Below are 14762 nucleotides of genomic sequence, written 5' to 3' on the forward strand. Positions count from 1 at the left end.
TGAAACGAGAAAGTCGTCAGTTCCTGTAACTGGCGTTCGTAATGATTGACTTGGCAGAGCAACCTTCGTTTATCTTATTCCATGCCGATTCTTGAATTGAGAAATGTGAGCAAATCCTACGGCGAGCCGGGTTCGGCGAATGCGGTCGAGATTTTGCGTGATGCGAACTTGGTGATTGAAGCGGGTGAATCGGTGGCAATTACTGGTCCTTCGGGTTGTGGAAAAAGCACCGTTTTGAATCTGCTGGGAACTTTGGATGAGCCCGATCGCGGCGAAATAGTTTTTGATGGAGAGGTGATCAAGGGGGGCTCCATTGTTCAGTTGAGCAAATTGCGCAGTGAGAAAATCGGGTTTATTTTTCAACTGCACCACCTACTTCCTCAATGCACGGTGATGGAGAATGTGCTTTTGCCGGCTCAGGCATTGGCAGAGAAACCGGACTTTGCGGTGGTGGAAAAGCGGGCGAAGGAGCTGCTTTCTTTGGTGGGTTTGGACCAACGGTTGAAGTGGTTTCCAGGTCAATTGTCGGGCGGCGAGCGTCAGCGGGTGGCGGTGGTCAGGGCTCTGATCAATCAACCAAAAGTGATTCTCGCGGATGAGCCGACCGGAGCGCTGGACGAGACGAACGCGAATACTTTGACTGATTTGATGATCAATATGTCGGAGAAATTCGGCATTTCTTTAGTGCTAGTCTCACACAATCCGGATCAGGCGCAGAGGATGAAACGCGTGCTCAGACTGCACGAAGGCAAATTTGAATCCGTGAAGTAGGTTTTTGTGGAAATTATGAATGCACGTGGATTGGCTTGGCGGAGTTTTCGCTTTTATGCGAAAAGTCATCTTGGATTGTTGGTGGGTGCGTTTCTAGCGAGCGCGATTTTGAGTGGTTCGATGGTGGTGGGCGACTCGGTGAGGGCGAGTTTGAAGCGGGCGGCGATGCAGAGGTTGGGCGGGGTCGAGACCTCGCTGGTGGGCGGCGATCGATGGTTCACTGAGGAGCTGGCGCGAGGAATGAACGCGGCACCGGTGGTGCTGATACGAGGCAACGTGAGCACGGGTGGTGGTGAGTCGAGGGCGAACGCAGTGCAGGTTTTAGGAGTCGACGAAACGTTTTGGAAGCTCGGTCCGGAATCGGAGATTGGGGAACTGAAGTTGGGTGCCAATGAAGTGGCCTTGAATGAGTCGCTGGCTGCGAAGTTAAAGTTAAAAGTGGGTGATACGGTGGTGGTGAGGTTTGAGGCACCGAGTGCGATTTCACGCGATGCGCCGCTTTCGGGAAGCACGAATGAGGAGATCGTGTTGCGGCGTCAGGTCGGCAAGGTGGTGACCGGTGAGCAGTTTGGGAATTTTCAACTGGCAGCTTCGCAGGTGGCACCGGACAACTTGTTTGTTCCGATGAAAGAACTGCAGGAAGCGGTGGAGCGGGTGGGCTTGGTGAACCTGATGCTGGATGGGACCGGCGGTTCGAAGACGGTGGATGCACAGGTGAAATTGGAAGATTACGCGTTCCAGTTGAAGCGGGTGGAGGGACGCGAGAAGTCTTGGAAGATCAGCACGGACCGGGTGTTTCTGGATGAGGTGGTGGCGGACAAGTTGTTGAAGGCGATGCCGGGTAGCGAAGGTGTGCTGACGTATCTTGTGAATGGATTGAACTCGCCGAAGTCGGAGAATCGCACGCCATATTCCATGGTGACCGCATCGACCAAGGTGATCCCAGCGGGTGAGCGTGAAGGCGCGGGGGATCGAGCGACGATCACTCAATGGCTGGCAGAGGATCTAAATCTGGCAGTGGGAGATGATTTCACGATTCGTTATTTCACCGTGGGGATGGGCCGGGAACTGAAGGAAGAGAATGCGACATTCAAGGTGGCGTCGATTTTGCCGATGGACGATGCGTTGGTGAACCGCAGCTGGACGCCTAATTTTCCGGGGGTGTCGGACGTGGACAATTGTCGCGACTGGACGCCGGGGATTCCGGTGAAGCTGGATGCAATCCGCGACAAGGATGAGAAGTATTGGGATGACTACCACGGGACACCCAAGGCGTTCATTGATCTGGCTAAGGGGCAGGAGTTATGGGGGAATCGATTTGGCAACTTGACCTCGATTCGCTTTCCTGACACGGGCCAGGACGAGGCGGCTTTGCGTTCGGAGTTGGTGAAGCACCTCAACTTGGCGGACATCGGATTGGTGCCGACGGATGTGCGGGGAGCAGCGTTGGCGGCCGCGGAGGGGAGCGTGGATTTTGGGGGATTGTTCATCGGGCTCAGTTTGTTTTTGATTGCGGCGGCCCTGGTGTTTTCAAGTTTGTTGTTTCTGTTTTCGCTCGAGCGTCGCGTTTCGCAGATGGGTTTGTTATTGGCGATCGGATGGACACCGAAGATGGTGCGTCGGGCGGTGTTGAGTGAAGGAGCATTGGTGGCGCTGGTGGGGGCGGGGTTGGGACTGTTGGGCGGGGTGGCGTATACCAAACTGGCGCTGGCGGGACTGAACGGGGTGTGGTCGGAAGCAACGGTGGGGTTGAAGCTGATTTATGGGACGAGTGCGACGACACTGGTGATCGCGTTTTTGGCGAGTGTGCTGGCCAGCATCGGGACGTTGTGGTGGTCGAGTCGGAGGATGTTCAAGGCGACGGCGCGGGGTTTGCTGACCGATACCTGGCAGGGCGAAAATGTGGCGGGCGCGAAAAAACGCGGCACCGGTATGAAGCTGTTGAAGTGGCTGCCGTTGGGATGCGTGTTGCTGGCGGTGGGATTGTCTTGGATGGGTTCGCAGGCGACCAGTCCTCAGGAAATGGCGGGCATGTTTTTCGGCGCGGGTTTTCTGTTGCTGGCGGGTGGCTTGATGGCGATTCGCAAGCGGTTGAATCCGGTGGCGAAAGAGCAGGCGTCGAACATGCGACAAATCGGCGTGCGCAACATCTGCCGGAGACCGGGTCGGAGTCTGGCAGTGATGGGGATGATGGCCGGAGGGATCTTTTTGGTGATCGCGGTGAATGCATTCCGACTTGGAGCAGGCGGAGATGATTCGAAGCGCGATTCAGGGACCGGCGGATTTGCATTGTTGGGGGAGTCGACCTTGCCGGTGTATGAGGACTTGAATGCAGAGGTGGCGTGGGATGAGTTTGCGTTGGATGACAAGTTGATGTCCGCAGCGGGAGTGAAGGTGGTGCCGTTTCGGGTCAGGCAGGGAGATGATGCGAGTTGTTTGAATTTGAACCGTGCGCAGACCCCGGTTTTGACGGCGGTGAATCCGCAATTGATGGTGGACCGTGGGGCATTTGTTTTTGCCAAAGGCGGGTGGGAGGAGTTGTTGACGAAGTCGCCGGAACAATGTCTTGGACATTCGCGCACGGCGGCGATGGTGGAGGCTCCGATCCCGGCCGTGGCGGATCAGGCCACGGCGATGTGGGGCTTGGGCAAGGGGGTGGGCGACACGCTTGATTACACGGATGCGAGCGGAAAAGTGTTCAAGGTTCAGTTGGTGGGCTTGCTGGCGGGCAGTGTGTTGCAGGGCAAGATCGTGGTGAATGAAGCTGACTATCTGAAGAAGTATCCCGATGCGGCAGGGTATCAGTTTTTTTTGATGGATGTGGCTGATTCGGCAGCCACGGAGAAGGTGCAGACACATCTGACAAGGCAGTTGGAATCACGTGGGCTTGCTTTGGAAGGAGCGGGGCAGCGCCTAGCGGCGTTCAATGCGGTTCAGAACACATACATTGGGATTTTCACGGTGCTGGGGGGACTGGGGGTATTGTTGGGAACGGCGGGATTGGGCGTGCTGGCGATGCGCAATGTGTTGGAACGACGCAGCGAGTTTGGTTTGATGCAGGCGTTGGGATTCCGCCCCGGCGTATTGCGGTCCATGGTATTTGGCGAACACGTCGCATTGTTGGTGATCGGACTGGTGCTGGGCCTGGTCAGCGCGGCGGTGGCGGTCTGGCCTAATGTGTCGCAAAGTGGCAACGCGCTGCCGGTGGGATTTTTGCTGGTGTTGAATCTGGGGATTCTGGCGTTTGGATTGATCGTTTGCTGGCTGGCCGCGACGCTGGCTTTGCGCGGGAAGTTGCTGGATGCGTTAAGGCGGGAGTGATTTGTATTCTGTTGACCGAGATGATCCGCGACTACTTGGACTGGCCCAAGGTGGTTAATGGACGGTCGGTGAGCAATAGGACGAAGCCATTTTTTTCCGCGAGTTCAAAGGCGGAGGCATGAATGGCCTCGGATTGGGGATAGTCGACCACAAGGATGGGTTTGTTGTGCGGTTTGAGCTTTTCCAGAAAGCTGATGATGTAGCGCGATTCCTTTTCAGTGCGGAGTGTGGCGTCCTCCACAAACAGATCTTCAATGGCAATGCCGCTGATGAGTTCGCGGTAGTTTTTGTCTTCAAGCAACGAGGCCGCGTTTTGGGGAATGACCAAAAAATCCTTTTTCCGGGTTCGTGACCGATCGGCAATCGCGCTGATCCAGGCAATCATGTCCTGACGGTAGGTGTTGCCGGTTTCAGGATTGGGACGGTGATCGAGCCAGGCTTTTTTTGGAGCATCGTATTCGTAGAACTCATAGGCATCGACAATGTCGAGATAGATGCCGTCAAATCCTTGTGCGACGATCCTGTCGATGATCGGAAGGATGATTTTTTGCCATTCGGGTTGCCAGTAGCGCACGCGATAGTTGCCTTTCCAGTCGGGATTTTCGATGTTGAGGAAGGATGGTGCGGTTGGATCGGGGCGACCATCTTTGTCGGCGTCCCAGTGTTTTTGCCAGTAAGGGCGGTAGTCTTCCGCCTCGCCGATGGACAAGTAGGCTACGACACGTCGATCGGGTTTGCCGCTTCGGATCGTGGCGATCTCCTCCGTGGTCCAGTCGCCGTTGGCAGTGGAGCTGTAGGCCTGATCCATGACGATCAGATCGCGGTCGCTGGTGGCGAGCTGTTGGGTTGCTTCAGCACGATTTTTGTTCAGTTGATCGGCTTGCAGCACATAGGCGAAGGATCGAGGCGCAAACGTCGGTTGGTCAGCTTGCGAACTCTGGGCGAGGACGAGCAGGAGGGCGAGGGCGGTCGTGGAAATGGTGCGATGAGCCATGGTCATACGTCAAGGAAAGGATGGGCAAGGGGGCACTCGCAACCTGCGCACACTCAATCGGTCTCAATCTTTGTGGATGGTTGTATTCGTAGATGGCTTGGGGCGCCTCGGATCCGGGCTCTCGGCAGGATGCCGAGAACGACACGCAGGATGCGTGTGCTACCCAAATACGGGTTACGCTTCGAGCTTCCACGGACCGCGATATTCGCGACCGAGTTTGGCGGTGGCTTCGGGATCATTGAGGATTTGTTCTTTCTCGGGGTCCCATTTGATGGGGCGGTTGAGTTGAAGGGCGATCAATGACAGGTGGCCGGGAACGGCGCTGCGGTGGCCGGTTTCGGCGGGACAGACGGTGGGTTTGCGGGACTTCACGCTGTCGAGGAAGTTGCGGTGATGGCCGGGAGTTTCGTAAAGACGGGTCTTGATGACGTCGTCGCCAAGTTTGGGGGCTTCGAAGCCGTCGACGATGGTTTCCTTGCCGTCCTTGTCTTTGACGCGGCGTTTGACGGCTTTGCGGATGTCGTCGCGGGAGGCATCAAAACCTCCGCGGTCAACCCAGACCCAACCGTCGGCTCCGATCCATTTGGTGCCCATTTTGATGTCGGGAGAACCTCCGGCGATGGTCATGACCGTGCCGTCGGCGTATTTGCATTCGCTGCGGTATTTGGTGGCGGTGTTCCAGACGGCGTCGGCAGGGGGGAACTGGGCTTCGATGGGAGTGACTTCGATGGGGCCGGTTTGGTCAGCTCCCATGCCCCAGTGGGCGATGTCGCAATGATGTCCGATCCAGTCGATGAGCTGTCCGGCGCCGATGTTGTAGTCCCATCGCCAGTTTTTATGGACGCGGGCTTCGATGTAGTCCTGCATTTTGGCGGGTCCGATCCACATGTCGTAATCGAGTTCGGCAGGCGGTGGGGTGACGGCGGTTTTGTCGCCCGTTTTGGCGAAGTCGTTGTGACCGGAGGGGAGTCCGACATGGACTTCCTTGAGTTTGCCGATAAGGCCGTTGGCGACGATTTCGGCAGCGATGCGGAAGCGGTTGTCGGATCGTTGTTGGGAGCCGGTTTGGAAGATGCGGCCGAAGCGCTGGACGGCACTGACGATGGCCTGTTGTTCGGCGATGGTGCGGGCGAGCGGTTTTTCGCCGTAGATGTCCTTGCCGTTCTTGGCGGCTTCGATGGCGGTGAGGGCATGCCAGTTGTCGGGCAGCGCAAGCATCACGGTGTCGATGTCCTTGCGCGCCATCAGTTCGCGGTAGTCGGCGTAGGCTTTGCAGTCGGTATTTTTGTAGCTTTCGTTGATGGTGTTGACGGCGGCGTTGAGATTGCGTTTGTCGACATCGCATGCGGCGACGATCTGGCAGTCGGGTTGACCGAGGAAATTGCGGGCGTTGCCGGGTCCCATCATGCCCCAGCCGACGATGCCCATGGTGATGCGGTTGCTGGGGGCGTTTTGCCCGAAAACGCTGGAGGGAACGATGGCCGGAAAGCCGAGTGCGGCTACGCCAGATTGGAGAAAATGACGTCGTGTGGGACGGGAAATGCGCTTCATGGTGCGGATGCTAGGGAAATCGGGGTGGATTTGGAAGTGTTTTCCTTCGCTTGCCCCAATTTTTGCCTTGCTTGTGTGGTGGAATTCAGAGAGGGGTTTTGTATTATGAAGCAAGCGAAGGCGTTGATGATGTTGTTGGTGGTCACCTTGGGGGGAATGGGGGCCTGGGTTTGGAATACGAAGAACGATTTGAAAGAGGTGGAGGCTCAGGTGGAGCAGGCAGAAAAGGCGAGCCTGGATGCGGTGGCGGCGAAGGAGTTGCAGATGAAGCAGTCAATTTCCGCGATGGAGCAACAGCATCAAAAGGATGTGACGGCGATCATGGAAAAGCATCAGCAGGAGTTGGATGTTTTGCGTGATGGCGAACGCAAACGCATGGCGGAGTCGTTCAAGGAATTTGGGGATATCCTGGATGGGAACAAGAAGACGGTTGAGTATATCGATTTGCTGGAGAAAAAAGTGAAATCGGGGCAGTCGGTGTCCGCTGCGGAAGCTCAGAAGCTGGCGACGATTGCGACGGGTTTGTCTTATTTGCAGAAGCAGTATGAAAAGCCGTTCCAGGAGTTTGGTGAGCTGGAGGCTTATCTGTCGAAGCGGGCGGATGCGAATGTGGAGACACCGAACATGCGCAATGCGTTTTGGAAACGGATGTTCAGCCGCAATTTCCGTGAGCAGGAGCGGGAGTTTTACCGGACGGAAGGCGAGCGTCGTGGATTCCAAGAGGCGAGCCGTCGTTTTGATGACGCCTATGGCAGTGCGCAGAAGCAGATGAAGTCAGTAAGCTTGGATTTGCAAAAATCCCTGGGGTCGATTCAGCAATTGATCGATGAAAAGAAAGCGCCGGAAAACTTGGATTCGTTTTTTGATGAGGCTCGCAAGGCCTTGACAACGCATCAAAAGCTGTTGGACTTTGTGCCGGATGCACCGCCGCAGACGGATGGGGTGAAGCCTTGATGGCGGCGCTTGTCCATTATGATCTCACTTCACTTCACTTCACTCTTTTGCGGGTGAAGAGGAGGGTGCTAAAACCGAGAAGGATTAGCGCGCCGAGTCCAGGTTCTGGAACGGCGGCGGCCAGGGTGATGTAGTCAAAATAGGCATCGCGGGAGGGGTCGTTCCATGTGCTGTTGACTCGAATCTGAAGAACGTCGCCAATGTCACTTGCCTTGGCGGTGTAGAGCAGGCTGAAATCGGTGAATGCATTGGTGTTATCGTTGACGGCTCCAATTCTGGTCCGGCCGAGATCGCCGCTGGTGACGAGCGCGACGTTGTCGGTAACGTTGAAGAGTGAGATGGTGTAGTTCGAATTTTGACTGGCATTGGCGTTGAAGGCGGAGCCGCTGAGTAGGAAGGCTTCGCCGAAATCCATGGTGCCGGTGAGGTCGAGGGTCCAGAGAAAGCTGCCAGCGGTGGTGGCGTTGAGGTAAAGGGAACCGTCGCCTTTGACACCGTCGCCACCGAAGGTCAGGCCGCTGTCGGCAGAAAAGTTGTCGAAACCGGTGGTGGACCGGACAGCTGGAGCCGTGGTGTTGGTCCAGCCTTGAATGCTGTTTACTCCAGTGCTGGCGCTGGCGCTGAAGTTGCTGCTGTATAGGGTGATGGCCGCGTGTGCGGGGGTGAGGAGGAGACTAAACAGTAGATAAGGGAGGAATTTCATGACCGACTGGCCGTAGTAACCAGATCCATGCCATGGAAGAAGGGGGAGGGTGGTTTGCTGCTTTAACGGATCGTTTTGTCGGGAAAGCGATCTTTGGGCCGCTTTAAGGACTGGATTGCAGCCAGCGGGCGACGTCCTTGGCGAAGTAGGTGAGGATCATGTCGGCTCCGGCGCGGCGGATGCTGGTGAGTTGCTCCATGGCGAGTTTTTTCTCGTCGATCCATCCGCTGGCGGCGGCGGCTTTGACCATGAGGTATTCGCCGCTGACATGATAAGCGGCGAGTGGGAGCGGGGTGATCTGGCGAATTCGATAGAGGATGTCGAGATAGGGCAGGGCGGGTTTGACCATGAGGATGTCAGCGCCTTCAGCTTCGTCGAGTCGGGCTTCGCGTTCGGCTTCGCGGCCGTTGGCGGGGTCCATTTGGTAGGTTTTTTTGTCGCCGAATTTGGGGGCGGAATCGAGGGCTCCGCGGAACGGGCCATAGCAGGCGCTGGCGTATTTGGCGGTGTAGGACATGATGGAAATGTCCGTGAAGTTTTCGCTGTCGAGCGCGGCACGAAGGGCGGCAACGCGTCCGTCCATCATGTCGCTGGGGGAGATGATGTCGGCTCCGGCACGGGCGTGGCAGAGGGCCTGCTGACAGAGGGCGATGACGGTGGGGTCGTTGAGAATGATGCCGTTGTCGTCAACCAGGCCGTCGTGACCGTCGGCGTTGTAAGGGTCGAGCGCAACGTCGGTGATGACGGTGAGTCTCGGATGGGCGGCTTTGAGGGCTGCTATGGCGCGGGGAATGAGGCCATCGGGATTCCAGGCTTCTTCGCACGCGCGGGTTTTGAGCGATTCGGCAATGGCAGGAAAAAGGACGATGGCGGGGATGCCAAGAGCATGGGCTTCGCCGGCTTCCTTGACGAGTCCGGCAAGACTCCAGCGCGTGCAGCCAGGCATGGAAGCGATCGGTTGGTCGTCGTCGCCTTCATGGAGGAAGAGGGGAAGGATGAGGTGCGAGGCGGTGAGCTCGGTTTCGCGAACGAGACCACGAATGGATTCGGTGCGGCGATTGCGGCGAGGGCGGATCATGGAAAGTCGGAGGTGGGAAGTCGGAAGTCGGAAGTTCAGAGGTCACGCTTTCGTGATCGTGTAGCCTTCTTTGCTGTCTTTGATGAGCCAGCCTTTGGATTCGAGTTCTTTGCGGAGCGTGTCGGAGGTGGCCCAATCTTTGGATTGTTTGGCGTTCCAGCGTTGCTCGGCGAGGGATTGGATTTCGGCGGGGATGTCGGATTCGGTGATGGTGGCCAGGGCGGGAAGTTCGATGCCGATGGCGTCGAGGATGAAGTGGAAGCCGAGGAAGGGGTCGTGTTGTTCTTCGGGGGTAAGTGAGGCGATTTTGGTTTTGTTGAGGGTGCCGAAGATCTGACCGATGGCGCCGGGAACATTGAGATCGGCAAGAAGGGCACTCCAGGCGGAGGCAAAGGGGCCGGGGTTTTGATGGGCGATCAGCTGGAAATGGGTAGGTTTCGCGAGGCTGGTGACTTCACGCAGGCTCTGTTCAAAGCGCGCGAGTTTCTGCAATGCCTCATGGGAGGAATCGAGGCTGTGGAGCGTGAAGTTGAGAGGCTGGCGGTAGTGACCGCTGAGCAGAGTGTAGCGCACCACGGCGGGGCTGAAGCCGCGGTGGCCGAGATCGGCGAGGGTGTAGAGATTGCCTAGGCTCTTGCTCATTTTGCCGCCGTCGACCATGAGGTGTGCGGCGTGCATCCAGTGGCGCGCGAATTGGCCGTTGGTCGAGCAGCAGCTTTGGGCGATTTCGTTTTCGTGATGGGGGAAGATGAGGTCAACGCCGCCACCGTGGAGATCGAAGGTTTCGCCAAGATATTCAAGCGCCATGGCGGAGCATTCGAGGTGCCAGCCGGGTCGGCCAGGACCCCAGGGGCTTTCCCACTTGTTGTCGCCGTCTTCGGCTTTCCAAGCTTTCCAGAGGGCGAAGTCGGCAACGGAGTCTTTGCTGTATTCGTCACTGTCGTTGGCGCTCGGGGCGGTGCCGGGTCGGAGTTCGCGTTCGTCGAGATGGGAGAGTTTGCCGTAATTGGGGAAGGAACTAACGCGGAAGTAGATGGAGCCGTCGGGAGATTGATAGGCATGATCACGATCCATGAGGGTCTGAATCATGGCGATCTGATGGGGGATGTGCTGGGTGGCACGGGGCTCGACGTGGGGGGCGAGCAGGTTGAGGGCGTTGCAGTCGGCATGGAACTGGGTGGTCCAGTAATCGGTGAAATCGGTGAGCGTTTTGCCGGCGGCCTGGGAGTCGCGAATGGTTTTGTCGTCGACGTCGGTGATGTTGCGCACATGCGTGGTGGGTGTGCCGCTCAGCTCAAGGACCCGGCGCATGACGTCCTGATTGATGAAGGTGCGGAAGTTCCCGATGTGGGCGGGGCCGTAGACCGTGGGACCGCAGCAGTAGAATCGCAGCGTGCTGCCATCAGCGGGGGTGACGGGAAGATTTTTGCCGGTGAGGGTGTCGTGAAGATGAAGCACGGTCATGGAGGTGGGCAACATGAGGGCTCCCGCACATTTTGCAACGAGACAGAGATGGTGCTCGTGCGGAGTGCTCGATGAACAGGTCCGCGATGCGGCTTTTTGAGTGGCAGGTCGTCCTGGAAAAGCGGTGCTGAGCCCCGCACACCAAAACTAACTTCCGAGGTGGAGGTATTCGCGGAGGGTATGGTTCATTGCGCGCCTGACGGGCGGGAAGGCGGCGGAGAGTTTGGTCAGGACGTTGTTGAGGGCGAACTCCTCGGCGAGGATGTGACGACCGGCGGCTTCGAGATGATTGACGACGACCTGCTCGTAAAAATTGACGTCAGGAGCTCCCCGGCGTTCGGCGCGGTGGCTGATGAACGTGGGGAAGAGACAGGTCAATACGAGGAACTGATTGGCGCAATGCACGTGAATGAAAAACCGCTCGGAGCCGCTGGCTTTGTCGAGAGCCTGGAGGTAATCGAGACTGTAAAACATGCCGGCACTTTCGCTCGGAGGGGTTTCGTGAACCTTGGCGGGCAGGCCGAAGTCGGCACATACCACGGCGATGTAGTCGGCCACTTCGATGTCTTCAACGCCGATGCGTTTGAGGGTGTGTCGGGCGGCGACGAAGAAGAAAAGAGCAGGGGAAAGGACAGCGGCGTGGCGGTTCACACAAACGGCTTCAAAAAGCTTGGGATGATCGAGCACGTGGCGGACTTCTTCCGGATCATCGCAGAGGGCGGCGAGGCCTTCGCGACTTCGTTCCGTGAGCGCGAGCGCGTCGAGGATGAACTGCCAGTCGGCGGCTGTGAACCGATACCATGAACCTGTCTTTGGAAACCGCATCGTCATAGGTGGGAAGCGTTGGTTGGATGTTCAGTTGAAGGAATAAGCATTGGCTGTGCCATCTCCCATCGTTGTCGTGATGGGGGGAGGATCGACATGACTGATGGAGTCTGACAGCGGTTGAACGGATTTGTTGCAGGCGAGATGAATCGGCGAGGTGGATGGATTCAGTCGAGAGGGTGATGAACGTTTGCAGTTTCGCCATCCGGCGGCACAATGCCTGCGTAGTTTTTAACAACATGAGCATTACCAAGAAGTCCGATGACGCCCTGCCGCATGTGGTGGTCGTCGGTGCAGGATTTGCAGGGCTGACGGTCGTCAAGGCGCTCGCGGGCAAAGCGGTGAAGGTGACGGTGATTGACCGTGAAAATCATCACTTGTTTCAGCCGTTGCTGTATCAGGTCGCTTCGGCTGGCTTGTCACCGGCGAACATTGCGCAGCCCATTCGTTCCATTCTTAGCAAGCAGAAGAATGCCGAAGTGTTGATGGCGACCGTGACTGGTATTGATGTGGCAAACAGGCAGGTGCTGGCAGGCGAACGCAGCATTGGCTATGATCATTTGGTGGTGGCGACCGGGGCGCGGCATTCTTATTTTGGTCATCCTGAGTGGGAGGAGTTCGCACCGGGGTTGAAGACGCTGGACGATGCGCTGGACATCCGGCGTCGATTGCTGGAGGCTTTTGAAAAGGCGGAAGTGACGACGGATGCTCTCGAACGCGAACGTTTGATGACCTTTGTGGTAGTGGGCGCGGGACCAACCGGCGTGGAGATGGCGGGGGCCATTTCAGAGATTGCAAGGGAAACCATGGCGAGCGATTTTCGCACGCTAGATCCCAATCAGACCAAGGTGATTTTGCTGGATGCAGCGGATCGAGTGCTGCCGTTTTTTGATCCGAAACTGTCGGAGAAAGCCAAAGATCAATTGGAGAGTTTGAACATCCAGGTGCGACTCGGGGTGGCGGTGCAGGGATTGAATGCCGATGGCGTCACGACCGCGAGCGATTTCATTCATACACGAACCGTGATTTGGGCAGCAGGCAACTCGGCATCGCCATTGGTGAAGCAGTTGCCGGGAGAATTTGATCGGGCGGGGCGCATTCACGTGACGCCGGAATTGCATTTGAAGGATCATCCGGAGATTTATGTGATCGGCGACACCGCGCATTGTGTCGGTCCTGGCGGTGCACCTTATCCCGGAGTTTCGCCCGTGGCGATGCAGCAGGGCAAGAAAGTGGCGGAGAACATTCTTGCACGGATCAATGGAGATCCGGCGAGTGAGTTCAGCTATTGGGATCGCGGCAGCATGGCAACCATCGGGCGACATCGCGCCGTCGCGGATGTTCACGTGATGAAATTTGGCGGATTGCTGGCTTGGCTGGCCTGGGTGTTCGTTCACCTGGTGTTTCTGATGAGCTTTAAGAACCGCATTTCCGTTTTTCTGATCTGGGTCTGGGCTTATTTCACGAGGCAACAGGGAGCGCGATTGATTACCGGGAAACGGGGCGGGTGAGGCAGGCCTGAAGCGGTTCGCCCCCTCGGATTCTTAGTGACGCGTAGTTAGCACTCGAAGGAGGGGGACATTCTTGTCCTCGTTATTTTCAACCCCACGTTGAGAGTCCTGCCTGCTCTTCAGTAAACCAATCAATTCGTGGGAAGGTGAAATTCTCTTATGCGAGAGATAGACATCGGCAAGCAGCATCCGGAAGGGCGCATGTAGTGTTTGGGAAGACACGTGCAGCGTCTGTGATATTGCCTCTCGCATCAGATCATCTTCATTTTCAGAGGGGAGCCAACTCACATCTCGAAATGAATCCGTGTGGTTTGCCAATTCATTTGCGATGATAATACGAGGGCAATATCAGCGGATACCTTTTTTGACGAGTGAAATAACATGTGAATGCTCGCGTAAAGCTCCATTTGAAAGAATAGCACCAAAATCCGTGTTATTTTGCAGACTAAATCCATTTACACCGTGAAATACCTTCAACATTGAAGGATATAAGGGGATATTATTTTGCAGAATGTCGTATCACCTTGTATTCGGCTCAACAACTGTCTATTATTTCATCGAGCTACAGTGGTCAAGCCGTCGAAACCGCACATGAATATGACGGCATCACCCAAGTAAACCGATGAGGCCGATATTTCACTGCCTAGTTTTGATCACCCTAACACTGTCCTCCTCCGGCATTGCTCAGCTGGATCCGGGTCAAGTCCCCCAGTATTTTGATGAACTGCCCGCGGCGCTACGGGAGGCCGCCCAAACGAAAAAGAAGATCATCCTCTATACCGGGACCGCTCATCACCTTCGAACAAGCAGTCCTCGAGAGTATTTCTTTCGTCACTTTGCGGAACCAAACGTCGCAGTAAGGCATGCGATTAAGGATTGGCTTGTTTGCGAACAGTTCGTTCTGGAGCCGATGTCTAAATCGGGCCGAAATAACCCGGATTATCAGAAGCAAATGGCCGCCCGTTTCGACCCGCTACACGCCAAATACGACATCCGATTTTTAACGCCAACCATCACGCTTTTGGCTGAAGACGGCAGGAAGATTGCTGGCCCGTTCCAACCCTCCGATTTGCCCTCACTCGCCCGCCATCTTGAACCTCCGCAAGTAGCGAATGCGACGGTTGTTGCAAAGTCTAAACCGTTTGCAATTTTCGCAGGCCAAGATATCGACGCAGCGGAACGGGCCGACAGACGTCTGGTGGCTCTCACACCATTTCTTACTGTCACTAATTACTACTACTTGGGCGAAGAACTCCAGTTTGAGCTCAAGGAATTAGCTCTGGATAAATTTGAGGACCAAGGACGATTTCACGTCGTGATCATTTACGCCTCGGGGCGGTTCAAACCTCAATTGCCTCCCGGTCATAGTCCGGTCCTTTTACTCGATGGGAAGTTCTTTCGGGCAGGATCTGGTCGCATTGACCCAGCAGACATGACCACGCGTGGAGTCGGGGTAGTTCCAGTGACTCCAGGCGACGATTGGATATCCATCAGTATTGACAACAAAGATCAGCTCGAATCGTTGACCAAAGAACTTCTGCAATTGAAAGCGCTGCCGCGATAAAATCCTCTTCGAAAGCTATGGAGCCG

The 14762-nt window shown here is 56.3% G+C and carries 11 protein-coding genes; 5 read left to right on the forward strand and 6 right to left on the reverse strand.

From position 1 onward, the window contains the following. The first annotated feature begins 81 nt into the window (after window positions 1-81). Together FEM03_RS10740 and FEM03_RS10745 are read left to right on the forward strand one after the other, a co-directional pair. Window positions 82-771 (forward strand): ABC transporter ATP-binding protein, encoded by a 690-nt coding sequence (locus FEM03_RS10740; RefSeq protein WP_138086253.1) that lies wholly within the window; start codon window positions 82-84, stop codon window positions 769-771. 15 nt (window positions 772-786) lie between these two features. Beyond that, window positions 787-4092 carry an FtsX-like permease family protein gene (locus FEM03_RS10745; RefSeq protein WP_138086254.1) on the forward strand — a complete coding sequence of 1102 codons (3306 nt, stop codon included), beginning with the start codon at window positions 787-789 and terminating at the stop codon, window positions 4090-4092. A gap of 31 nt (window positions 4093-4123) precedes the next feature. Here the strand turns inward: FEM03_RS10745 and FEM03_RS10750 are convergent, their stop codons facing one another. Beyond that, on the reverse strand, window positions 4124-5086 hold the full coding sequence (locus FEM03_RS10750) for an MJ1477/TM1410 family putative glycoside hydrolase (protein WP_166442779.1): 963 nt from the start codon (window positions 5084-5086) through the stop codon (window positions 4124-4126). A 174-nt stretch (window positions 5087-5260) separates the two neighbouring features. Next, window positions 5261-6637 carry a Gfo/Idh/MocA family protein gene (locus FEM03_RS10755; RefSeq protein WP_138086256.1) on the reverse strand — a complete coding sequence of 459 codons (1377 nt, stop codon included), beginning with the start codon at window positions 6635-6637 and terminating at the stop codon, window positions 5261-5263. A gap of 105 nt (window positions 6638-6742) precedes the next feature. Between FEM03_RS10755 and FEM03_RS10760 the strand changes: the two genes are divergently transcribed. Beyond that, window positions 6743-7591: a hypothetical protein gene (locus FEM03_RS10760; RefSeq protein WP_138086257.1), complete on the forward strand. Its 849-nt coding sequence runs from the start codon at window positions 6743-6745 to the stop codon at window positions 7589-7591. A 34-nt stretch (window positions 7592-7625) separates the two neighbouring features. Here FEM03_RS10760 and FEM03_RS10765 read toward each other — a convergent pair whose 3' ends face one another. The 4 genes from FEM03_RS10765 to FEM03_RS10780 form a co-directional block, all read right to left on the reverse strand. Then, a complete protein-coding gene (locus FEM03_RS10765) occupies window positions 7626-8294 on the reverse strand; it encodes a hypothetical protein (protein ID WP_138086258.1) in 669 nt (222 codons plus the stop codon). 103 nt (window positions 8295-8397) lie between these two features. Then, the gene (hemB, locus tag FEM03_RS10770) at window positions 8398-9372 is read right to left on the reverse strand and encodes a porphobilinogen synthase (RefSeq protein ID WP_138086259.1); all 975 of its coding nucleotides are present in this window, start codon (window positions 9370-9372) and stop codon (window positions 8398-8400) included. A gap of 42 nt (window positions 9373-9414) precedes the next feature. Then, window positions 9415-10836 (reverse strand): cysteine--tRNA ligase, encoded by a 1422-nt coding sequence (cysS, locus tag FEM03_RS10775; protein ID WP_138086260.1) that lies wholly within the window; start codon window positions 10834-10836, stop codon window positions 9415-9417. Between the two features lie 147 nt (window positions 10837-10983). Beyond that, on the reverse strand, window positions 10984-11661 hold the full coding sequence (locus FEM03_RS10780) for a hypothetical protein (protein ID WP_138086261.1): 678 nt from the start codon (window positions 11659-11661) through the stop codon (window positions 10984-10986). A gap of 239 nt (window positions 11662-11900) precedes the next feature. On the opposite strand from FEM03_RS10780, the gene FEM03_RS10785 reads away from it, so the two are divergent. Further along, window positions 11901-13172, forward strand: coding sequence for an NAD(P)/FAD-dependent oxidoreductase (locus tag FEM03_RS10785; RefSeq protein WP_138086262.1), 1272 nt, complete (start codon window positions 11901-11903; stop codon window positions 13170-13172). Window positions 13173-13821: 649 nt separating this feature from the next. After that, the gene (locus FEM03_RS10790) at window positions 13822-14736 is read left to right on the forward strand and encodes a hypothetical protein (RefSeq protein ID WP_138086263.1); all 915 of its coding nucleotides are present in this window, start codon (window positions 13822-13824) and stop codon (window positions 14734-14736) included. Window positions 14737-14762 lie beyond the last annotated feature (26 nt).

It is taken from the genome of Phragmitibacter flavus, from assembly GCF_005780165.1.
In the GTDB taxonomy this organism is placed as follows: domain Bacteria; phylum Verrucomicrobiota; class Verrucomicrobiia; order Verrucomicrobiales; family Verrucomicrobiaceae; genus Phragmitibacter; species Phragmitibacter flavus.

Coding starts and splice junctions, on each gene's coding strand:
- FEM03_RS10740 (WP_138086253.1), top strand. CDS start 82: ATGCCGATTCTTGAATTGAGAAATGTGAGCAAATCCTACGGCGAGCCG.
- FEM03_RS10745 (WP_138086254.1), top strand. CDS start 787: ATGAATGCACGTGGATTGGCTTGGCGGAGTTTTCGCTTTTATGCGAAA.
- FEM03_RS10750 (WP_166442779.1), bottom strand. CDS start 5,086: ATGGCTCATCGCACCATTTCCACGACCGCCCTCGCCCTCCTGCTCGTC.
- FEM03_RS10755 (WP_138086256.1), bottom strand. CDS start 6,637: ATGAAGCGCATTTCCCGTCCCACACGACGTCATTTTCTCCAATCTGGC.
- FEM03_RS10760 (WP_138086257.1), top strand. CDS start 6,743: ATGAAGCAAGCGAAGGCGTTGATGATGTTGTTGGTGGTCACCTTGGGG.
- FEM03_RS10765 (WP_138086258.1), bottom strand. CDS start 8,294: ATGAAATTCCTCCCTTATCTACTGTTTAGTCTCCTCCTCACCCCCGCA.
- hemB (WP_138086259.1), bottom strand. CDS start 9,372: ATGATCCGCCCTCGCCGCAATCGCCGCACCGAATCCATTCGTGGTCTC.
- cysS (WP_138086260.1), bottom strand. CDS start 10,836: ATGACCGTGCTTCATCTTCACGACACCCTCACCGGCAAAAATCTTCCC.
- FEM03_RS10780 (WP_138086261.1), bottom strand. CDS start 11,661: ATGCGGTTTCCAAAGACAGGTTCATGGTATCGGTTCACAGCCGCCGAC.
- FEM03_RS10785 (WP_138086262.1), top strand. CDS start 11,901: ATGAGCATTACCAAGAAGTCCGATGACGCCCTGCCGCATGTGGTGGTC.